The following is a 21,483-nucleotide window of genomic DNA, read 5'->3' as shown; positions in this document are numbered from 1 at the left end:
GTATTCTCTATCGCCATAGCCAACGTCGACAACCACATTAGGCTCTCGGTAGCCCGATAGATCGCCGCCGTCTACCTCGATTAGTTGGGGCTGGCTTGGATTCATTAAAAGTCCAGCTGCAATTATTACAGCGCAAAGAATTATTTTATTTTTCATACATCCACCTCATTGTTAGTATAACGCTCCGTCAAAAAATCGTCAAAAATAAATTCCTTCGGTAACCTTTTGTATCCTACTTGTATTTTATAAAAACGCCAATTTGTACCACAGGTATCAATAGTAGCATGAAAATCCTTCCCAACCATTGCAAATCCTTCCCGTAGAAGATAATATCATCATATCTCACAGAGAATTGTCTGGCAATATAATTTTGAGTAAATATGCAGAGGAATGTTTTGAAAACAAATAAGGGGGAATGATTATGGCTGGTTTTATGGACAAGGTAGGAAATATGGCAAAAAAAGCGGCAGATAAAACGGGAGATATGGTTGAAGTAGGAAAACTGAACGCAAAAATTATGTCTCAGAAGCAGAATATTTCTTCTTTAAAAGAAGAAATCGGGGGAGTTATTTTTGAGAAATATCAACAGAGAGAAGTTTTTCCCAATGAAATCGTTCAACTTTGCCAACAGATCGAAGAAAAAGAAAATTTAATTGCATCTATGCAAAAGGAAATTCAAGATTTAAAATAAGCGAATAAAAAGCCGCCAAACCATTATGGATTCGGCGGCTTTTTCATTTTAGAATATTAATAAGCTCTACCCCAATATATCATGTGTTTTGCTTTCTTTCCACAGCAAACGCAAGTATCGGAGATTTCTTCTTGCTCAAAGGGGATACAACGGCTTGTTGCTCCAGTTTTTTCCTTGATTGCATCTTCGCAAGCCTGATCGCCACACCACATTGCTTTTACAAAACCAGGGGATTCATTTAACGTGCGCTCAAAATCCTCCATATTTGTTGCAACATAAGTTTTAGAATCTCTTCTTTCCGCTGCTTTTCTTAACAGACTATCCTGTACATCTTGCAATAAAGCAGGAATTTTTTCTTCCAGTTCATCCAAGGAAACAGCAATTTTTTCCCCGGTGTCACGTCTTGCGATAACAGCCTGATTCTTTTCCAAATCTTTAGGACCAACTTCAAGACGGAGAGGAACCCCTTTCATTTCGTATTCACTAAACTTCCAACCCGCAGATTTATCAGAATCATCTAATTTAATTCTGCAAATTTTGCTCAGTTTTTCTTTTAAAGCTTCTGCTTTTTCCAAAACGCCTTCTTTATGCTGGGCAATGGGGATAATAATGACCTGCGTAGGGGCTACCATTGGTGGTAAAACAAGACCACTATTATCACCATGAACCATAATGATTGCACCAATTAAACGGGTTGTCATCCCCCAGCTTGTTTGATGAACATACTGAAGCTGATTGTCTTTATCTGTATACTGAATGTCAAAAGCATGGGCAAAGCCATCGCCAAAGTTGTGGCTTGTTCCTGATTGCAACGCCTTGCCATCGTGCATTAAGCTTTCGATGGTATAGGTTGCTTTTGCGCCTGCGAAGCGTTCTTTTGCGGTTTTTTCTCCTTTAATAACAGGAATGGCTAAGAAATCATGGCAGAAATCCGCATATACGTTAAGCATACGAATGGTTTCCTCTTCTGCTTCTTCTGCAGTCGCATGGGCTGTATGACCTTCTTGCCATAAGAATTCGGTGGTTCTCAAGAAAGGTCGTGTGGTTTTTTCCCAACGAACAACGGAACACCATTGGTTGTAAAGCTTTGGCAAATCACGGTAAGACTGAATCAGGCTTGCGTAATGATCGCAAAAAAGGGTCTCAGAGGTAGGGCGTACACAAATACGCTCCTGCAATTTATTTTCACCACCATGAGTTACCCATGCAACCTCTGGGGCGAAACCTTCAACGTGATCCTTTTCTTTTTGCAACAAACTTTCTGGAATAAACATGGGCATGTATACATTTTCATGGCCTGTTTCTTTAAAACGTCTATCCAATTCCTTTTGAATCAATTCCCAGATTGCGTAGCCATATGGACGAATAATCATACATCCTTTTAAAGTGGAATAGTCAGTTAAATCCGCTTTTTTTACTACGTCAGTGTACCACTGGGGGAAATCCAACTCCATATCGGTAATAGATTCAACCAATTTTTTATCCTTTGCCATTTTAAACTCCTCCTAACATTTATTTTCTTTTAAACAGGGTTATTTTTTCCTAGGGCTGATGTTTGATTTTTTTCGCAAAAAAAGACCTAAATCCCCAAAAAGGGACCAAGGTCGAATCGGCGGTGCCACCCTCATTGACGGAAAAAATCCGTCCACTCAAACTTGTTAACGCCAAGTACGCCGTATTTTCCCTACGGAACTCAAGAGGAAGGTTCAAAAAGGCTTGCCAAGGCTTGCATCAACCGCCTATTTTCTGTAGACAAGGTGCTTTTCTACTATTCTCTATCACTGTTTTTATCAAATAATATGATAAACCGAAAGGAAATGTTCTGTCAAGGGGCAGAGAATGAAATTCGCCATTTTACTTATTTTCTGTGGAAAACTTTTGCGGAAATGGGGAATTTATATATAGATATTTCGAAATACTTGTTGTATGATAGGTCTAAAAAAGAATTGTGAACATTTGGAGGAATGCAGATGAAAAATATATTAATTGTCATTGATATGCAAAAGGATTTTATTGATGGCTCCTTGGGGACAAAGGAAGCCCAGAAAATAGTTGAGTGTGTATTGGATAAAATCGGTCAATATCCCAAAGAAAATATAATTGCCACCAGAGATACCCATGAAGAAAATTATTTGGAAACCCAAGAGGGAAAAAAATTGCCCGTGCTTCATTGTATTCGTGGGACTGAGGGATGGGAGCTTGACAAACGCATAGCCCAAGCTTTAGAAAGTGTGCGTATCATTGATAAGCCAACTTTTGGTTCTGTTGAACTGGTGGAGTTATTATTTCAGGAATCAAAAAATGAAGAGCTTGAGGTTGAACTGGTTGGTCTTTGTACTGATATTTGCGTTGTCTCCAATGCAATCTTATTAAAAGCCAGAATGCCGGAAATGAAAATCAGTGTGGATTCCTCCTGTTGCGCAGGTGTAACGCCGGAAACCCATAAGGCAGCATTAACAACTTTAGCTATGTGCCAAATTACAGTGAAATGAGGTGTTTTTTTGAGGGATGAACGATTAGAGAAGCTGGCGGAAGTATTGGTAAATTACTCTACAAAGGTGAAAGAAGGAGACCGCGTTGCCATATCCGGCGAGGATGCAGCATTGCCTTTTGTAAAAGCCGTAGCCCGTGCTGCTTTGAAAAAAGGTGCATTGATTGAATACTATATTGATATGCCGGAAGTGGATGCAGAAATTATAAAAAATGGAACAGAAGAGCAATATGCTCGGGAAAATATACGTTTTGGTGCCTGTGCAAAGAGTGATGTGTGGATTAGTGCATGGGGGAGCGATAACGTTAAGATTTTTCAATCAATTGATGGCGAAAAATTGAAAAAGAGACGTCTTGCAAATCGGGAAAATAGGAAAATTTATTCCGAAAGAATGGGAAATGGCTCTTTGCGTTGGTGCGGTACCCAATTTCCTACGAATGGAGATGCACAAAATGCCGGAATGAGCCTGGAAGAATATGAGGATTTTGTATATCAAGCAGGCTTTTTATATGAGGATGACCCTGTGGCTAAATGGGCGGAGATGGCCAAGTGGCAAGAACAGTGGGCAAGATATTTGGATGATAAAAAAGAGTTGCATATTTTAACGAAGGACACGGATATTCATGTAAATATTGAAGGCAGAAGGTGGATAAATTGTTGTGGACAAGAAAATTTCCCGGATGGGGAGATTTTTACTTCTCCTGTTGAGGATGGCATCAATGGATACATAACCTTTTCTTATCCATCTATCATGAATGGAAATGAATTTGAAAAAGTAAGGTTAAGTGTGGAAAATGGACGTATTACTGAGGCTGTATGCCAAAACAAAGAGCAAGAAAACCAGTTGTTATCCTATATCCATACAGATGAAGGTTCTTGCTATTTTGGTGAAGTGGCAATAGGTACAAATTACGGCATTCAACGTCATACGAAAAATATCCTTTTTGATGAAAAAATCGGTGGTTCCATGCATATGGCAATTGGGGAAGCGTTCCTTGAGGCAGGTGGAAAAAATGAATCTGCCATTCACTGGGATATGATTACAGATATGACGTTAGAGGGAAAAATTTATGCTGATGGCGAACTTTTTTATGAAAATGGAAAGTTCAAGGAAGATATTATAAAATGATCTTATTGTATTTTCAAAAACATATATAATTGAAATTTAAGGTGTATCTAATGTCATATGGCAATTGAAATATCCGCAAAAAGTGAGTTGGAAATAAGCCCGTATTGCAAAATTTGCAGTATGGGTTTTTTCTGTTTTTTTATAGAGCAATACGGTAAGGAAATTCATAGGAATAACTTGTTTTTTTTAGGATTCTTTAATTGTGCTGGGTGCTTATGAGGAATGTGTTTGTAATAAGGGAAAAGTTTGTGCTGATTTTACGAAGGAAAACCCACCTCATAGTATGAGAATATGAGATGGGTTAAAATCAAACAAAAAGGCCGCGTTCTCTTTGTTAGGGATTGGCTGTTTTGATCGGATATTTATAAATCCTTATTCGCTTAAAATTTTAATATGTATTAAAACCTTTTATTTCATTTAAGAGTAAGGAAGCTTCTACCCTGTCAACTGGCATTTGTCGCATTTTTTAGTGCAACTTGTTTCATTTTCCATGTATTCAAGCCCCCAGGCTCTAAACTGCCCCAAAACCGGAATAAAGCTGGTTCCCTTTTCTGTTAAGGAATACTCAACATGAGGTGGTATTTCATTATACTGCTCACGATGTATGATACCTGCTGCATCCAATTCTTTGAGGGATTGTGCCAGCATCATATTCGTTACATCCCCGAGTTTGCGCTTGATGGAGCTATATCGCATGGAGTCTTCCTTTGAAAGCATACAAAGAATGGGCATTTTCCATTTTCCACCGAGGATGCCCAAGGTATAGCGAACGGGGCAGAAATAATTATCTGAGGTTTTTGATATTTCATTTGGAGTACTTGTCATGTAAATCCTCCCCTATCCAATAGTATGTTTTTCCATACTATATCATTTATAACTGCGTACTTGTATAAAAGTGATAATTTATTATAATTATAACATAAGAAAAAAAATGTAACAAGCATCCCGTTATAGGCATGCTAAATATTAAAGTGCAAAGGAGAGATCATTATGAATATTTATGATTTTCAGATGAAAAACAATATAGGAGAGAACGTATCTTTAAAAGACTATGAAGGAAAGGTACTTCTTGTTGTAAATACTGCTACAAAATGCGGACTTACACCTCAATATTCAGCTTTGGAAGCGTTGTATAACAAATATAAAGAAAAAGGTTTTGTGATTTTGGATTTTCCCTGTAATCAGTTTTTAGAGCAGGCACCAGGAACGGATGAAGAAATCAGCCAATTTTGCTCACTGAATTACGGGACAACCTTCCCCAGATTTGCTAAAATTGCCATCAACGGCAAAGAAGCCGATCCACTTTATGCATGGCTGAAGGAACAGGCGCCTGAGGACGTGGGTAACGATGAGACAAAAGCTTTTGAGAAGAAGGTAGAAGAATTTACTGTGGGAAATGCCCCCAGCGATATTAAATGGAACTTCGGTAAATTTTTGATCGACCGTAGCGGTAATGTGGTAGCCAGATATTCACCTGCATACACTCCTGAAAAATTGGAGCAAGATATCGAAAAATTGCTGTAATGATAAAATTGACTTTTTAGCTTCAAGTAAGCTTATATGGTTAGTCACCATAAAACGATTTTTTATTATGAATGAAAGCCCTGTTAATCTTTTACAGTAAAGCTGTAATGAGGTGCAGGGCTATTTTGATATTATCTGCCGATTTTGCTGAAAAAAAGACAAAATGTAGAATTTTTTTGAATTGAGAACAAAGTTCTATGCGAAAGAAAAAGAATGGGTTATAATGGTTACATAAAATAAATAAGGAGGGCATTTTCAAAAGTTCCTATTTTTATGAAAGGAATATCGGGAAAAAATTGGTTTGCTGAAAAACAATGGTTGTTATTTTGTGGGGAAAAGTGGTAAAAGGGTAGGTGCATGATGAGAGATACGAAAATAGTTGTAGTAGATGATTCTCCTTTTTCAGTGGCAATGATTAGCAAGATTTTAGGAGAAAAGGGATTTGAAGTGATTGGTAGTGCAAATTCATTATCAGAAGCTGTAGAGGCTGTTTCAACGTTGAAGCCGGATCTTGTGACGATGGATATGACCATGCCCGATGCGGACGGCTTAGAATGCACAAAAGCAATTCGAGAGGTAGATCCCAATTTGAAGGTAATTGTGATCAGCTCTATGATGGATGAGGAAATCATGCGTAAGGCAAAGAAGGAAAAAGTATCCGGGTACATTCAAAAACCAGTTGACGGTGATGAGCTTTCATTATTGATACGAAGAATTATGGCAGACGAAGAGCTATTTGTGGAATTGGAACAGCTATATTTTACTGCATTTAAAGAAGCTTTAACGGATACATATAATAAGTTTTTTAAATCCGTTCCCGATTATAAAAATAAAAAGACATCAAATGATGAATATTCTTCAAGGGGAATTTCCGTGGTTATGGGTATTATTGGAAAATATTCAGGAAGAATGATTTTGGACATGTCTATTCATTCAACAAAGGGAATTGCTTCCGGTTTATTGAAAAAGGATGATTTGGCGGAAGAATATGTGATTAATGTTATGGGGGAAATGGCAAATATTATTGCGGGAAATGCATGCTCTATGCTAAACAAGAAAAATGAAATTTGGGGTTTGCGTGTTGCTCCCCCTACGGTGGTTTACGGAGAATCCATTACCATTTCAAAATTAAAACTTGACACCGTAACTTCTGTGGAGGCAGATACTATTTTGGGCGAAATTTATTTAAATGTTGGCTTTAACAGGAGTGAGTGCAATGAATAAAGAGATTATTACTGCGTTTAGCAATGCTGTATTAAATGTGATGCCTATGCTGGGCATTTCAAATGTGGAGTTTGTAAGCGAAAAAAAATATAATAATCAAATTGATTCTACAGGGGTTATTGGTATTATCGGCATTATTGGGGAACTTACGGGAAATGTATTTTTCTCAATGAGTGAGGATTGTGCCAAGAAAATTGCTTCGTATATGATGGGTGGTATGGAAGTGGCAGAATTTGACGAACTTGCCCAAAGTGCCATTTCGGAGTTGAGCAATATGCTGGCGGCAAATGCAAGTATTTTGCTTTCTGAAACAGGAAAAACCATAGATATTTCTACCCCTACTTTAATAAACGGAGCATTTACGGTAAGTTCAAGTTTTTCAGAAGTAGTGTGCTTAGAGATGCTTGCAGAAAACATGCCTTTTCATATTTACTTATCTATAAAAGAAAAATAATAAATCCAAAAGGATAGGGTTTTAGTTTTCAACCTTATTGAAATTTATAAAAACATAAAAAAATTTTCCAAAAACTATTAAGATGTCCAAAAAATGACCGATAAAATAGTTGTACAACAAAAAAGGAAAATAATGTTGTATATGCATTGGTAAGTTATGTAATTACCAGTTTTACAAGTGAAATCAGTGCACGGATTTTGCTTGGATACTTAGATTGGTGGAATGCAAGGATGCGTTCCCTATGAAAAACAAGGAGGTTTTATTATGAGAATTCAACACAATATTGCAGCTTTAAACTCCCACAGACAGTTGGGCGTAAACAACAATGCGGTAAGCAAAAACCTTGAAAAATTGTCTTCTGGTTACCAGATCAACAGAGCCGGCGACGATGCTGCTGGTTTGGCTATTTCCGAAAAAATGAGAGCTCAGATTCAGGGCTTGGACACAGCTACAGACAATGCCAATGATGGTATTTCCTTGGTTCAGACAGCGGAAGGTGCTTTGACAGAAGTTCACTCCATGCTGAATCGTATGGTTGAATTGGCAACACAGTCTGCTAACGGTACATATGACAACGAAACTGACCGTGCAAACCTTCAGAAGGAAGTAGAATCCCTTCAGGCTGAAATCGACCGTATTGCGGAATCCACTAACTACAATGGTATCAACTTGTTAGATGGTTCCTTGGGTTCAACAAGCAGCGCAACCGGCGAAGGCATGGAAGATACTGTTCTTGCTTCTGCATCCACGGGTATTACAATTGCAAATGAAGCTGCTGTAAAAGAAAACTATGAAGTGGATATTACTACTGGTACTGCAGGGAATGGTGCAGCTGCTGGCGATTCTGTTACAATTGGTTTTAATGCAAACGGAAAAAGCTATTCCATCACACTAACCGATCCAAGTGATGGTACTGCTCTTACAAATGCTAATATTGCAGCAGCATTGAATGGCACAGATGGTAGTACACTGGCATTCAAGGATGATGCTGCAACAAAAGATGCATTAGCAGTATTGAAGGAAACCTTTACCATTGATGGTACAACCAATCTTAAATTTACTGCAAAAGATGCTGGTGCGACTGGCAGTGTAATCACTCAAGTTTCATATACTACTGCTGCTACTGATGCAGATACTACCGTTGTTTCTGCTAACAATAAAGCAGGTAGAGATGCTGGATATAGTATTGCTTTGGCTTCCGATAAAGTTACAGAGGATGGTAATTTAACTATTGGGGATAAAACAATTGAGCTGAAGAAAGATGAAACCACAGCTGACGTATTAACTAAACTTCAGAAGGCTGGTCTTAGTGTAGCTATGGATGGTTCAAATATCTATCTGGAAGGTACAGATGATATTCAGACAGAATCTACAAACGTTGCCATTGGCGTAAGTAATGACAATGCCGTTGTTCAGTCAGAACAGTATACAAAGGGTTCTTTTGATGTAAAATTTGGTACTCCTACTAATGCAGCGGCTGATTATACTGCTACCATTAACTATACTGACGCAGATGGCAATCAGTTAAGCAAAGAGGTTAAATACTCATTAGCTGCTGGTGCTTCTGCTACGGATGCCGCAAAAGCTATAGCAACTGCAATCAATGATGATGCTGATTTGAAAGAATTATTTACAGCTGACGGAACAACTACTGCTGATACATTATCCCTGACAAATAATACAGCAGGTGCAAGTGCTCCTAAAATCACAGGCATTTCCACCTCAGATACTGCTATGACTGAGGTAGTAACAGAAACAGAAGGTACCGGCGGTAATACAATTCTTACAATGCAAACAGGCGAGCAGTTTAAATCCGGCGATACAGTAACAGTTAATGGTAAAACATATGAATTTACCAATGGCGAAGCTGCTGTTCAGAGTGGAAATACAGCTGTAAGCTTAGGCGATACAGCTGATAATACAGCTGCTATGGAAAACCTGCAGGCTGCTTTGGCAAAGGACGGTATCAAAGCTGATATTAGCTCCGATTCCTTGTCCCTTATCTTTGATGAAACATCTTCCACAGGCGGCGTGAAGAAACCCGGCGGCTTAAGCCTTCAGGTTGGTGATACAGCAGAAGACTATAACAAGGTTACTGTTAGTGTTGGTAATATGAACACAAAGTCTTTGGGAATCTCTGATATTTCTGTTGCTGGGCAGCCAGAGGCTGAAGCAGCAATTCAAAAAATCAAAGATGCTATTAACACAGTTTCTGCAACCCGTGGTGATTTGGGTGCTGTTCAGAACCGTTTGGAGCACACAATCAACAACTTGGGTGTTGCAAGCGAAAACATGACAGCTGCTGAAAGCCGTATCCGTGACGTAGACATGGCTGCTGAAATGATGGAATTCACAAAGAATAACATCTTGACACAGGCTTCTCAGGCTATGTTGGCTCAGGCTAATCAGTTGCCTCAGGGCGTTCTGCAGTTACTTCAGTAATTTTTATTACAACTACAAAAGCCCATACCTCTGGTATGGGTTTTTTTTCATTATACATGCTTTCGTGGGTTGCATGATAGGAAGCTAGATACTATCTATTCATTTTTTCTATGGATTAGACATGGGCTTTAATGTATGGAATGAATGAATATAGTGGATTAATTTGTTGACTTTTATTCAGTAGAATGCTAAAATTTAATGGTAATATGTAACAAAACAATTGGTTTTAATATGTATTTTTATACGGAATTATAGTTTTACAGTAAAACTTAGCTAAATTTTATGTTTACTTTAAAATGAAACTTATAGCGCTTTTTGTCATTTTATTTTAAGTATTGATTTGTTTTTGTAATAATTTGGTATTCTTCCAAAAAAATTAAGGAGGATATTGTTGTGCCTTTAAAGAAAAATGTCCTTGTCGTTGATGATCATAAGTTGGATAGGCAAAAGCTATCCGATATTTTATGCCATCAGTATAAAATACTGGAAGCTGAAAATGGTGAAGAAGCCCTTAAGATTCTGCATGATTCATATACTAGCATTTCTGTAATTCTGCTTGATATAGCAATGCCTATTATGGATGGGTATCAGGTATTGGCTGAAATTAGCAGGGATGTTTTTTTGCACAAAATTCCTGTTATTCTTATTTCTCAAAATGAGAAAATGAAGGGGAGCGGAAAGACGTTGTGCATTGGTGTGCAAGATATTATTCAGAAACCTTACCTGCCTGATGAAATAATGCAGCAAGTGGCAAAAGCTATTTATTATAGTGAATTGGCCATGCCTAGGGATTTTATTCAGCAGGATAAGCTCACCGGCTTGTATTCCAGGGAATATTTTTACCAGTTGGTTTCGGATACTTTGCAAAAAAATCCGGACAAAAAATATGACATTATTTGCAGTGATATAGAACGTTTTAAATTGGTAAACGAGTTGTTTGGCACCGAAGAGGGGGATGACCTCCTCAAATTTGTTGCGCAAATGATTCAAGATAAGATAAACGGGGCAGGGATATGCGGAAGGATTGGCGGCGATATTTTTGCGGCCATGGTTGAACATAGCGAAGAATACGCGGAACAAGATTTTATAGAAAGTGCAGAATATATTAATCAGTTTAACGCAAATCTGCACAGTGTGATTAAGTTTGGTATTTATGCAATTGAAGACAGAAATTTACCTGTGAATATTATGTGTGCCCGCGCTTGTTTTGCCATTGAGTCCATCAAAGGGAAATACGGCGCACATTGCGCATATTATGATGACAGCATTCGTCAAAAACTGTTGGACGAGCAGTTTATTTTATCTAATATGAAATCTGCCTTAATTAATAAAGAGTTTGTTGTCTTTTTTCAACCAAAGTACGATTTAAGGAATGAAAAGATATGCAGTGCAGAGGCTTTGGTTCGATGGAACCATCCGGAAAGAGGCTTGATACCGCCGGGGAGGTTTATTCAGATATTTGAAAATACTGGTTTTATTACCGAGTTGGATCTTTATGTATTGGAAGAAACTTGTAAGTGGGTACGATCATGGATTGATCGGGGAAATGCGTTGATTCCTGTTTCTGTGAATATATCTCGGGCTGATATTTTTAATTCTGATATTGATACAATCTTGCTTTCTTTGCTTAATAAGTATCATTTATCTCCATGCCATATTCATCTGGAAATTACGGAAAGCGCATATACGGAAAATGCAGAACAAATGATTAATGGGATTAAGCAATTAAAGGAATTGGGCTTTCTGATTGAAATGGATGATTTCGGAAGTGGGTATTCCTCCCTTAATATGTTGTCTGAACTACCGATCGATGTTTTGAAGTTAGATATGAGATTTGTCCAAAACCACGATAGATCCAGAGATAAAAAAAATATCATGAGTTTTGTAATTAGTCTTGCGAAATGGATGAACCTTATGGTGGTTGCCGAGGGTGTTGAGACTGAGGAACAAGTGAATTTGTTAAAGATATTGGGATGCCATTGTATCCAAGGGTTTTTCTTTTCGAAGCCTTTGCCAATAGGATCCTTTGAGGAATTAGTTATTGAAGTAAATCAGGATGATATTAATTGTGAAATACATAGTGCAGAAAATTATGGTGAGTTGCCAAGCAATATTTTGCGTTTAGATATCGAAAAGAAAAATATGCTGATTTTTGATGCAGAAGAAAAAGAATTTCAACAATTTCAAGGTGTTTTTGGCCGAAAGTATGTGTTATCAAAAGCTACGACACTTCAAGAAGCGAAAGATTGTATTTACGAGCAAAAGTCAAACATTGCTATTCTGATTTTTTGTGTTGGTGAAAACATCACGATCAAACAAATTTCAGAAATAAATAATCTTTGTAAGCAATATGACGTTCCCATGATAACCATACATACTTCCTTGGAGCTGGTGAATGATGCGGTTTCCATTGGTGTTTTTAATTGTATGCTTAAACCGTATGTTTTGGAAAATATGGAAAACACAGTGGAAAATGTGATATGCCGAATGAAAGTTTTGCAATTACAAAAAGAAGTAAAATTCAGTGATGCAATTGTAGAAATGAAAAATCGAGCCGAGGTTGATTTTTTATCAGGACTCTTAAATTGTTCGGAATTAAAGATAGGAATTCAGGATTTTTATGATCAGAAGCGAGATTTTTTCGGGATTTTTATTCTCATTGATATTGATCACTTTAAATCAATAAACATTGCCTATGGATATGGTGTGGGAAATAAGGTTCTTCACGCTGTTGGTAAAATGATAGAAGCTATTTTTAGTGAGAGCAATTTTGTGAGCCGAATAGATGGAGACTTATTTGCAGTATTTATTCCATTTCGGATTGAGGATCAATTGTTAGAGGAAAAGCTTGAGAGGGTTTCCCATGCTATGGTATATGATAACTTAGATCAAAGTCTAACAATTACTTGTGCTGTAGGTGTTTGTATTTCACCTGAAAATGCAACAAGTTTTGAAGAATTATACAATAATGCAGACATAGCCCTTTCAAATGCTAAAGAAAATCATAAAAGTCGTTTCCTTTTTTACCGTAAAGGAATGGAAGCTCCACTAAATGAGAAAATACAGCAGCAGGCACTTCTGCTTTTAGATGATGTTTCAGATGGAATTTTCGTTTGTGATGCTTTTACCAACGAGATTATCTATATAAATGAGGCTGCATGTAAAATTACGAATAAAATTCGTGATGGTTGCTTAGGTGCAAGATGCCACCAATTATTTTGGGATAAATATAATAACAGAGATTTCTGTTTTGAAGTGAACAATCCGTCAAAGATTTTTTATGATGCGTATAGATATTTAAAAGATGGTAAAACAATGGTTCATATGAAAGTAAGAATTGGCGAATGGAATGGTGAAAAGGTCAATATTTATTATCTTCTGAGCACCCAAAATACAGAATGAAAACTGAACAGCATCAATGCGTCCCCACTTGGATTATTTCTTGGTGGGGTTTTTCTCGGTATAAGTTATATGGAATGGTTTTATACTAAAATTAACGGTCAGAATTTGTTTGTCCTCGAAGAAAGCTTACGGCAAAATGGGAATTTAAATGATTATTCCCAAGATATCGCAAATTTTCTATAATAAACAGAAAAAAACAGCATTTTTTGACAAAGAATAATTGCATAGGGAAGAAGGCTGTGATAAAATATAACGATGTTTAAAAATTAGAATTGATTGGAGCTTGTTATGGAACAAAAGATTGAAAATATCAGAAATGTGGCAATTATTGCCCACGTAGATCATGGCAAAACAACATTGGTAGACCAGCTATTGCGCCAGAGCGGTATTTTTCGCTCAAACCAAGTTGTACAGGAACGAGTAATGGACAGCGGTGATATTGAGCGTGAAAGAGGTATTACGATTCTTTCCAAAAATACAGCTGTAAACTATAATGATACGAAAATTAATATTATAGATACTCCTGGTCATGCGGATTTCGGCGGTGAAGTTGAACGTGTATTGAAAATGGTGGATGGTGTTGTTTTGGTGGTAGATGCCTTTGAAGGCCCTATGCCTCAGACGAAATTCGTGTTGCGTAAAGCGTTGGAGTTGAATCATCCAGTTGTTGTTTGTGTGAATAAGGTTGACCGTCCGGAAGCTCGCCCAGATGAAGTGGTAGATGAAGTGCTGGAGCTTTTTATGGAACTGGATGCAAATGATCAGCAGTTAGACTCTCCCTTTGTTTTTGCCTCTGCAAGAGGGGGATATGCTTCCACAGATTCATCTGCAAGAGAAGGAGATATGCTGCCTTTATTTGAAGCCATTATTAATCATATTCCTTGTCCGAAGGGTGATTTGAATGTACCTTTGCAGGCATTGATTACAACGATTGACTTTAGTGAATATGTTGGCCGTATCGGTATTGGTAAAATAGAAAATGGAACAATTCATGTAAATGATGAGGTTGTTGTTTTAAATATGCATAACGAAGGAGTGCAGAAAAAGCTGCGTATTACAAAGCTCTATCTTTTTGAAGGTTTGCAAAGGGTAGAGGTGAAAGAGGCCAGTGTCGGTAACATTGTTGCAATCAGCGGAATTGAAAATATTATGATTGGCGATACAATTTGCGCGCCTGAAAAACCGGAAGCATTGCCATTTGTAAAAATTTCGGAACCCACCTTGTCTATGAATTTCTCAGTAAATGACAGTCCTTTTGCCGGACAGGAGGGGAAATTTGTTACGTCCCGTCAGCTTAGAGACAGGCTTTACAAGGAATTGAACACCGATGTTAGCCTTCGTGTAGATGATACGGAGTCTATGGACTGCATGCGTGTTTCTGGCAGAGGAGAACTTCACCTTTCGATTTTAATCGAGACCTTGCGTAGAGAAGGTTATGAATTTCAGGTTTCCAAACCTGAGGTGTTATTGAAAGAAATTGATGGGAAAAAGTGTGAACCAATGGAATTGGTAACAATTGATGTCCCTGAAGAATTTACGGGAAATGTAATTGAAAAGCTTGGTTCCAGAAAAGGTGAAATGAGAAACATGTATCCTTCTAAAGGTGGATATACACGTTTGGAGTTTAGTATTCCGGCAAGGGGATTAATTGGCTATCGTAGCGAGTTTATGACAGATACAAAAGGAAATGGTATTTTGAACTCCATTTTTGACGACTATGAATCTTATAAGGGTGAGATTCCCACACGTTCTCAGGGTTCCTTGGTTGCATTTGAAAGTGGCGAGGCAATTACCTATGGTTTGTATAATGCGCAGGAAAGAGGCAGCTTGTTTATTGGTGCCGGAACAAAGGTTTATGAAGGTATGATTGTTGGCAGAAATGCGCGTGTTGATGATATGGACATTAATGTTTGTAAAAAGAAACAGCTTACCAATACCCGTTCCTCCGGTTCCGACGATTCACTGCGGTTGACAACGCCGATCCAAATGTCTTTGGAACAATGCATGGAATTTATTAGTGAGGACGAGCTTTTGGAAGTAACACCGTTAAACTTGCGTATGCGGAAAAAAGTTTTGGACAATAACCTTAGAAGAAAACTGAGAGCCCGTGGCAATTAATTTATAAAATCAGTAAGGTAAGAGGTGCGATATGGCAGAAAGAACAAAAAGAAAAAGTTCCTTTGTCAAGCAGGCCGCCATTTTAGCGACGGCTGGTATCCTTGTACGCTTTTTAGGTTTTGTTTACCGAGTGCCCCTGACAAACATGATAGGGGATCGAGGAAATGGAATTTACAGTGCGGGTTACTACATCTATACCTTTTTGCTGATACTTTCTTCAGCGGGCTTACCTGCTGCCATCTCAAAAATGGTTTCTGAGAGAATTGCAGTGAAGGAGTACCGAAATGCCCATAGAGTTTTCCAAAGCGCTCTGATTGTTTCAGGTTCCTTAGGATTGCTATTTGCAGTTTCTCTTAGTATTTTTGGGCGGCAGATTGCAGTTTTTGCCAATGCTCCGGAAAGCTATTACTGTATTTTAACCCTTTCACCTACCATATTTATTGTGGCAGTTATGTCGGCTTACAGAGGGTATTTTCAGGGCATGAATACCATGGTTCCCACGGCAATTTCCCAAATAGTGGAGCAAATCTTCAATGCTTTCTTTAGCGTTTATCTTGCGTATGTACTTCTTAGCTATGGTGTGAGTGCCGGAGAAAAAAACATTTCTATGGGCGCGGCAGGAGGTACTGCGGGCACGGGAATTGGTGCTGCTGCCGGACTTTTGGTGGTCTTGTTCAGTTATTTTTTAATCAGGCCAACAATCAGAAAAAAGATGAGGCGATGTCATCAGTCTTTTGAGGAAAGCCGTGCAGATACAGCAATAGAACTATTGAAAACAGCATGGCCCATTATTGCGGGGACGGCAGTATTTAGCATTACCAATTTAATAGATATGAATATGGTTACCCGCATTTTGGAAAACACAGGTTATACTCACGATGGCGCCATGGATTTATATGGGCAACTCTCGGGCAAATATGTTACTTTAACAACACTGCCGGTTTCTATATCTACTGCTTTGGCAACGGCAGCGTTACCAAGTATTGCCGCCTCGGTGAAACTAAGGGAATATAAGCAAGTTCGTAGGAAAATGAATCTGACTTTTCGTATTTCTATGATTATTTCTGTCCCGGCGGCAGTGGGGATTGGCGTTTTAGGTGGCCCTATCATTCACTTATTATTTCCTCTGGCATCGGAAGGCGGCGCATTATTGACAGTAGGTGCAATCTCTATATTGTTTCTTGCCTTATGTCAAACTGCAACGGGCATTCTACAGGGGATAGGCCATATTAAAATTCCTGTTGTGGGTGCAGTTTTAGGTGCAATTGCAAAGGTCATTTTAAATTATCTATTAATTGGCATTCCACAGTTAAACGTACTGGGGGCAGTTTTATCTACAACAGGGTGCTATCTGGTTGCAGCTGTTTTTGACGTAATCATGCTTTCCAGAATTACGGGTGTTAGATTCGATATGATGGGCACATTTTTAAAACCAATTGCCGGCGCAACAGCTATGGGAGTTACGGCATTGGCAGCATACCATGTTATGATGATGCTTTATCCAAACAATGCATTGGCAACCATAATTGCTGTTTTCTTTGCCATGGGAATTTACGCAATGGTTATGCTGTTGATTGGTGGAATTGTGGAAGAAGATTTGAATAGCTTACCTATGGGGCGAAAAATTGTTGGGTTATTAAATCAGTTTCATCTAATATAAAAAAACCTCAAAATTGTTGATTTCCAGCAATTTTGAGGTTTTTTGTCTGTCTTTTAAAAGTTAGTTTTTGTTCGATTGTTCCGTATTTCTTTCCCTTGGCATTTCTCCAGGAAAATCACCTTGACCGCCTTCGTGACCGTTCCCTTTTTCTTGACTGCCCATGGCAGAAATATCAATTCCACTGGCATCTATCAAATTAGTTGCTTCTTGGGCCTCTGTAGTTGAGGCAAGGGTGCCGTCAAGCTGACTGCGAATGCTCTGTGCACGAAGCAAACAGAATTGGGTAATGGTGTCTACCGCTGTATCGAATTCATCCACACTGTACCATGCGGTGGGGTCATTTTCAACATAGGGTCGGATCATAGTGGAGATACGGTTAACCGTGCTTTCAAATTCTCCGGATTCAAAGTAATCAGTAATTAACGTATTAAAATATTGGTGATATAGCTGAATATTTTCGTCGTTCGCCATAATCTTATCCCACATGGGTCGTTTACCAATACTTTCTGAATTTAATGGGGTATCGATTGCTTCATTAATGATGCTGGTTGCATCACCATTCATGTGGAAACCACCAAAGGCTAAATTATAATCCCAAGGAAGCATGGTAAGGACACCATTTTCTTCATAAAGCCCGTAGTTGTGGAGCATAGAGCCGGTATAGCTGTCACCGTTTATTACGAAGTTATGTGCCACAAAATAACGAATTACAGCATCAACATCTACGCATGTTTCCAGATTTTCTCCCGTAGATAATTGTTTTAATGCGGCAATGACACGTACTTTATCTTCATCGGTAGGATCCGTTTGTGCGTTGTCAAAAATATCAGAGTAACTGGAAATTTCATCGTCAGTGTAGGCAAGATCAGCACCGCTTGCAGTGCCGCCCATGCCCATACCGCCGTCATGGGGCTGCCCCATATCCTTGGGTGCACCTGAATTTTCTCCATCGGCTTTCGTTTGCACTTGTTCGTTATTTTCAGGGGGATTCATCTCTTCGGATTCTTCTGTCCCATCAGGCATCTTCGCCCCATCAGGCATTTCCATCCCATCAGGAGGATCCATGTTGTTCTTGTCTCGTTGCTTCATATTTCCTAACATTGCTGTCTCCGGTTTATAAAGCTGTCCGTAATCTTCACCATAATTTCTTTCCAGAAAAGAAGCGTCTAAGTCTTCCAGTGCCAAATATAAGCCATATAATTCCCCATTAATGGAGAGAGAAACGTAACTTTTTAGTGGCGCGGCAACTCCGCATTCTTCCATAATCTCGTAGCTAAGATAATCTTTCATGTAGGTTGCATCGGAAAAGATATTTTGCAAGTTTAATTTGTCTAAACCATCATAGGTCTGTTCATCAACAAATTTACCAAAGTTGATTTTAAAGCTATAGCGGTCACTATCGCTCCCGGCCACCTGAGAAAGGGAGGAGTTTCCCTTTGTTGAAAAAGAAACATTTTCAACGGAGTTGCCGTCAATGGTAACGTTAGCTTCATATTTCGTTTTGTCCATAGGGTTTTCCAGCAAGTCAGCCCAATTATCTTGGTCGATTTGAATGTCTATGGTATGTACATAGCTGTCATCGAAAAGGGCGTTGGCATATGATGTTGCTTCAGTTTGCTGACTCTCCGTAGGTGTTTTACTGCAAGCTGTAGTGCCAAACAAAAGGGTCAGACTGAATAAAAGAGGAACCGTTCGTTTCATATATTTCATCCTTTCAATATTTGTATCTTGTTACTTTATCAACTTAAAATTAAATCAACCTTAAAAACAGCTGAAATTTGAAAAATAGATTTTATCATCTGTTTTAATCAGTGATGGTTTGTCTTTTGAAACTGATTTTTAAAAACAGGAAAAATGGCATTTTACCAAAGAAAAAAACAAATGGGTTAAAACTATTTCTGTGAAACCTCTTTCAAATACAGAGAAAATATTTTATAATAGCATAAAATAGGCAGGAGAAGAAAAGGTAGGGAAATTCCCACAAAAGCCTTTGGCGCTTCTCTTTTTCTTTTTACTGAAAAAAGGTTCTATATAGTTTTAACTATTTGTAATTTATGAGGTACCCATTATGAGTAGTGAATTATCCGAGTAAAGGCTCAAAAAAAGCAACAGAGTAGAGACCCAGTTGCCTTTGGTTGGATAATTCCATAGCGCGAAACCGCGTTCGGATTACATATGCTATGGGAAAAGTATTCTTTATTTCCTTCAAAAAAACATAGAATGAGCACACTTTTAAGCAGTATATGAGGTGTTTTCTTGTAAAACCATACCATTTTCTGTTAAAATAAGCGTAGCAATGCTAGCCTGTTCCTGAAACAGGCTTTGAAGGCAATGGTAAACATTGCCTGGATTATGCAGTTTTGGCTACTGGCGGAGAAAGTCCGGTTCTGAGCAAACCGGAGTGTCCGCAGTGTGGACACTGAGATGGTTTTCTGCCGAGAATTCTTTGGATAAGTTGTTCGGCAGAAAGCTTTTCTTTGGGGGCAAGACTAGTTCTGGTTTGAATTTTACATATTATCAATTTCTTTTGTTTGCCTCGGCTGGAGAGAAATCCATAGTGTCTTATCTTCATAAACCCTTGTGGTAAGATATGCATAAGAAAGCGTCTTATAAACTCGTCAACATTTAGTACCATCTCTTTCCAACGACTGTTGTCGCGGTAATCCCGCCATTTAAAGGTAACGGTACCGTTTTCTAATTTGAGAATACGATTGTTGGAAATCGCTACCCGGTGAGTATAACGGCCGAGATATTCAACAACACAAGGGGCATCCTTAAACGGTGGTTTGCAATAAACAACCCATTCTTTTTGGTAGCACAGATCCACTAGGTTTTGTTCTATTTCAGGTATGTGGAGCTTTAGCAACGCCAGAAACTTCCCTCGAAATTTACGTGAAAGAACCCGTACGGGCAGAAAAAACTTTTTGCGTGAGGGTTGCCATTTACCTAAAGTAGTTAATCCACCAGAAGGAACAATACAATGTATGTGTGGATGAAAGCAAAGATTCTGACCCCAAGTGTGAAGTATGGCTGTAAACCCAATAGATGCACCTAAATATTTTTTATCATAGGATAGCTCTTGCAGTGTTTCTGCAACACACCGAAACATCAGATTGTAGCAAGCACGTTGGTTTTTGTAGATTAGCCAGTTCAGTTCTTGTGGAACAGTAAACACAACATGAAAATAACCGATGTTTAGTAAATCTGCTTTCCGTGCATCAATCCAACGTTCCTTGGAAAGGGTTTGACATTTGGGACAATGTCGGTTGCGACAGGAATTGTAGGATGGTCGTTCATAGTTACAAGATGGACATTTATCCATATGCCCGCCGAGCCGGGCAGTTCTGCAGTTCTGAATTGCATTCATAGCCTTATGCTGTACAATAGACATTTTATGTTTTCTGCGATAATTTTCTCCGTACTGAGAGAAAATATCTTGCACCTCAGGCATTGGACTTCACCTTTGACTTGCGACCACGCTTTTTTGGTAGAGTGTCTAACGGGCTTTGAACCAATTGATTGGTATTGCTTAAATGCAGGTAAAATGATGTTGTTTGGATAAAGGTATGCCCTAATAATTCTTTGATGCAGCATACTTCTACGCCGGACTCCAGTAGGTGTGTGGCGTAGCAATGCCGTAATGTGTGAACAGTAAATGTATTGGGAAGATTGGCATTTTTACAGTGCCTATGGAATGCGTCTTGAATTGCCCTAGTGGTCATGACGTTGTTCTTTCTTCCTCTTGAATAAAATAGATATCCATCTGGATGGTTGGGACGATAGTGCTTCCAATACTCTCGGAGAAGCTCAAGATTTCGTTGAGAAAGGATTGTATAACGTTCTTTTCCACCTTTTCCATGAGAGACAAAGATGCGCATCTGCTCACTATCTATATCTTGAACACGTAGCCGAGCCACCTCTGATATACGCAATCCCGCACCGTATACAGTTTCGAAGATTGCTTTATCCCGAAGATTATTAATGGTGGAAAAGAACCGTACGATTTCACTTTTGCTCATAATAGATGGCAAAGGACGATATTGGCGACGTCTGGGAATGAGCTGATAATTGAGGTTTCGTCCTAATACAGCACCAAAAATAAAACGCAAGGCACTATTGTAGATGTTTACGGTTCCAGATGATTTACCTGAATCCAGTTGGTAGAGAAGAAATTCACGGATCTCGTTTTCACCCATTGTCTCGATTGGACGGTTGTTGAAGTATCTGAGAAATAAAGTTAGTTTCCCAAGGTATTCTTCAACGGTGTGTGGCGATAGCCCCCTTAGTTTGATTTCTTCATAAGCTCGTACATAAACTTCTTCATTAGTCATAGAATCATCTCCTTATA

General features: G+C 38.6%; 16 protein-coding genes and 1 other annotated feature. Of the genes, 10 read left to right on the top strand and 6 right to left on the bottom strand.

The genetic code is table 11. From position 1 onward, the window contains the following. Positions 1 to 152: 152 nt before the first annotated feature. Complete coding sequence (locus P9Q65_RS06220) at positions 153 to 305, bottom strand: hypothetical protein (RefSeq protein ID WP_304508503.1); 153 nt, start codon at positions 303 to 305, stop codon at positions 153 to 155. 116 nt (positions 306 to 421) lie between these two features. Here P9Q65_RS06220 and P9Q65_RS06215 point away from each other — a divergent pair, with 116 nt between their 5' ends. After that, positions 422 to 691, top strand: coding sequence for a hypothetical protein (locus P9Q65_RS06215; RefSeq protein WP_304508502.1), 270 nt, complete (start codon positions 422 to 424; stop codon positions 689 to 691). A gap of 56 nt (positions 692 to 747) precedes the next feature. On the opposite strand, the gene proS is transcribed toward P9Q65_RS06215, so the two are convergent. After that, the gene (proS, locus tag P9Q65_RS06210; RefSeq protein WP_304508501.1) at positions 748 to 2,184 is read right to left on the bottom strand and encodes a proline--tRNA ligase; all 1,437 of its coding nucleotides are present in this window, start codon (positions 2,182 to 2,184) and stop codon (positions 748 to 750) included. A gap of 97 nt (positions 2,185 to 2,281) precedes the next feature. Next, positions 2,282 to 2,482, bottom strand: a binding site (T-box leader). Positions 2,483 to 2,661: 179 nt separating this feature from the next. Here proS and P9Q65_RS06205 point away from each other — a divergent pair. Next, positions 2,662 to 3,183, top strand: coding sequence for a cysteine hydrolase family protein (locus P9Q65_RS06205; protein WP_304508500.1), 522 nt, complete (start codon positions 2,662 to 2,664; stop codon positions 3,181 to 3,183). 9 nt (positions 3,184 to 3,192) lie between these two features. Next, complete coding sequence (locus tag P9Q65_RS06200; protein ID WP_304508499.1) at positions 3,193 to 4,311, top strand: aminopeptidase; 1,119 nt, start codon at positions 3,193 to 3,195, stop codon at positions 4,309 to 4,311. A 435-nt stretch (positions 4,312 to 4,746) separates the two neighbouring features. Here the strand turns inward: P9Q65_RS06200 and P9Q65_RS06195 are convergent, their stop codons facing one another. Next, complete coding sequence (locus P9Q65_RS06195; protein WP_304508498.1) at positions 4,747 to 5,136, bottom strand: winged helix-turn-helix transcriptional regulator; 390 nt, start codon at positions 5,134 to 5,136, stop codon at positions 4,747 to 4,749. A gap of 165 nt (positions 5,137 to 5,301) precedes the next feature. Here P9Q65_RS06195 and P9Q65_RS06190 point away from each other — a divergent pair, with 165 nt between their 5' ends. The 7 genes from P9Q65_RS06190 (at position 5,302) to P9Q65_RS06160 (ending at position 17,135) form a co-directional block, all read left to right on the top strand. Further along, complete coding sequence (locus tag P9Q65_RS06190; protein WP_304508497.1) at positions 5,302 to 5,835, top strand: glutathione peroxidase; 534 nt, start codon at positions 5,302 to 5,304, stop codon at positions 5,833 to 5,835. Positions 5,836 to 6,192: 357 nt separating this feature from the next. After that, positions 6,193 to 7,059, top strand: coding sequence for a response regulator (locus tag P9Q65_RS06185; RefSeq protein WP_330695251.1), 867 nt, complete (start codon positions 6,193 to 6,195; stop codon positions 7,057 to 7,059). Further along, entirely contained in the window at positions 7,052 to 7,513 is a 462-nt protein-coding gene (locus P9Q65_RS06180) for a chemotaxis protein CheX (protein WP_304508496.1), read from the top strand. The genes P9Q65_RS06185 and P9Q65_RS06180 overlap by 8 nt, the downstream gene beginning before the upstream one ends. Before the next feature lie 264 nt (positions 7,514 to 7,777). Further along, positions 7,778 to 9,955 carry a flagellin N-terminal helical domain-containing protein gene (locus tag P9Q65_RS06175; RefSeq protein WP_304508495.1) on the top strand — a complete coding sequence of 726 codons (2,178 nt, stop codon included), beginning with the start codon at positions 7,778 to 7,780 and terminating at the stop codon, positions 9,953 to 9,955. Between the two features lie 393 nt (positions 9,956 to 10,348). Beyond that, positions 10,349 to 13,357, top strand: coding sequence for an EAL domain-containing protein (locus P9Q65_RS06170; protein WP_304508494.1), 3,009 nt, complete (start codon positions 10,349 to 10,351; stop codon positions 13,355 to 13,357). A gap of 288 nt (positions 13,358 to 13,645) precedes the next feature. Beyond that, a complete protein-coding gene (gene typA, locus P9Q65_RS06165) occupies positions 13,646 to 15,475 on the top strand; it encodes a translational GTPase TypA (protein ID WP_304508493.1) in 1,830 nt (609 codons plus the stop codon). A gap of 31 nt (positions 15,476 to 15,506) precedes the next feature. Next, positions 15,507 to 17,135, top strand: coding sequence for a putative polysaccharide biosynthesis protein (locus tag P9Q65_RS06160; RefSeq protein WP_304508492.1), 1,629 nt, complete (start codon positions 15,507 to 15,509; stop codon positions 17,133 to 17,135). A gap of 60 nt (positions 17,136 to 17,195) precedes the next feature. Here P9Q65_RS06160 and P9Q65_RS06155 read toward each other — a convergent pair whose 3' ends face one another. The 3 genes from P9Q65_RS06155 to P9Q65_RS06145 all read right to left on the bottom strand — a co-directional run bounded on the left by P9Q65_RS06155 (position 17,196) and on the right by P9Q65_RS06145 (position 21,466). After that, on the bottom strand, positions 17,196 to 18,836 hold the full coding sequence (locus P9Q65_RS06155) for a CotH kinase family protein (protein WP_304508491.1): 1,641 nt from the start codon (positions 18,834 to 18,836) through the stop codon (positions 17,196 to 17,198). A 649-nt stretch (positions 18,837 to 19,485) separates the two neighbouring features. Continuing rightward, complete coding sequence (locus tag P9Q65_RS06150; RefSeq protein ID WP_304508490.1) at positions 19,486 to 20,586, bottom strand: IS91 family transposase; 1,101 nt, start codon at positions 20,584 to 20,586, stop codon at positions 19,486 to 19,488. Beyond that, positions 20,579 to 21,466, bottom strand: coding sequence for a tyrosine-type recombinase/integrase (locus P9Q65_RS06145; protein ID WP_304508489.1), 888 nt, complete (start codon positions 21,464 to 21,466; stop codon positions 20,579 to 20,581). Before P9Q65_RS06145 ends, P9Q65_RS06150 begins: the two co-directional genes overlap by 8 nt. Positions 21,467 to 21,483: the final 17 nt, after the last annotated feature.

Origin of the sequence: Anaerotignum sp. (assembly GCF_030625865.1) — a bacterium.
GTDB lineage: Bacteria > Bacillota > Clostridia > Lachnospirales > Anaerotignaceae > Chakrabartyella.
Note: the sequence above shows the minus strand (reverse complement) of the source record. Positions and strands in the feature narration are given on the sequence as shown.

What these genes read in the sequence shown, in the direction of transcription:
- P9Q65_RS06220 (WP_304508503.1), bottom strand. Translation starts at nt 305, where the DNA reads ATGGTTGGGAAGGATTTTCATGCTACTATTGATACCTGTGGTACAAAT.
- P9Q65_RS06215 (WP_304508502.1), top strand. Translation starts at nt 422, where the DNA reads ATGGCTGGTTTTATGGACAAGGTAGGAAATATGGCAAAAAAAGCGGCA.
- proS (WP_304508501.1), bottom strand. Translation starts at nt 2,184, where the DNA reads ATGGCAAAGGATAAAAAATTGGTTGAATCTATTACCGATATGGAGTTG.
- P9Q65_RS06205 (WP_304508500.1), top strand. Translation starts at nt 2,662, where the DNA reads ATGAAAAATATATTAATTGTCATTGATATGCAAAAGGATTTTATTGAT.
- P9Q65_RS06195 (WP_304508498.1), bottom strand. Translation starts at nt 5,136, where the DNA reads ATGACAAGTACTCCAAATGAAATATCAAAAACCTCAGATAATTATTTC.
- P9Q65_RS06190 (WP_304508497.1), top strand. Translation starts at nt 5,302, where the DNA reads ATGAATATTTATGATTTTCAGATGAAAAACAATATAGGAGAGAACGTA.
- P9Q65_RS06185 (WP_330695251.1), top strand. Translation starts at nt 6,193, where the DNA reads ATGATGAGAGATACGAAAATAGTTGTAGTAGATGATTCTCCTTTTTCA.
- P9Q65_RS06180 (WP_304508496.1), top strand. Translation starts at nt 7,052, where the DNA reads ATGAATAAAGAGATTATTACTGCGTTTAGCAATGCTGTATTAAATGTG.
- P9Q65_RS06175 (WP_304508495.1), top strand. Translation starts at nt 7,778, where the DNA reads ATGAGAATTCAACACAATATTGCAGCTTTAAACTCCCACAGACAGTTG.
- typA (WP_304508493.1), top strand. Translation starts at nt 13,646, where the DNA reads ATGGAACAAAAGATTGAAAATATCAGAAATGTGGCAATTATTGCCCAC.
- P9Q65_RS06160 (WP_304508492.1), top strand. Translation starts at nt 15,507, where the DNA reads ATGGCAGAAAGAACAAAAAGAAAAAGTTCCTTTGTCAAGCAGGCCGCC.
- P9Q65_RS06155 (WP_304508491.1), bottom strand. Translation starts at nt 18,836, where the DNA reads ATGAAACGAACGGTTCCTCTTTTATTCAGTCTGACCCTTTTGTTTGGC.
- P9Q65_RS06150 (WP_304508490.1), bottom strand. Translation starts at nt 20,586, where the DNA reads ATGCCTGAGGTGCAAGATATTTTCTCTCAGTACGGAGAAAATTATCGC.
- P9Q65_RS06145 (WP_304508489.1), bottom strand. Translation starts at nt 21,466, where the DNA reads ATGACTAATGAAGAAGTTTATGTACGAGCTTATGAAGAAATCAAACTA.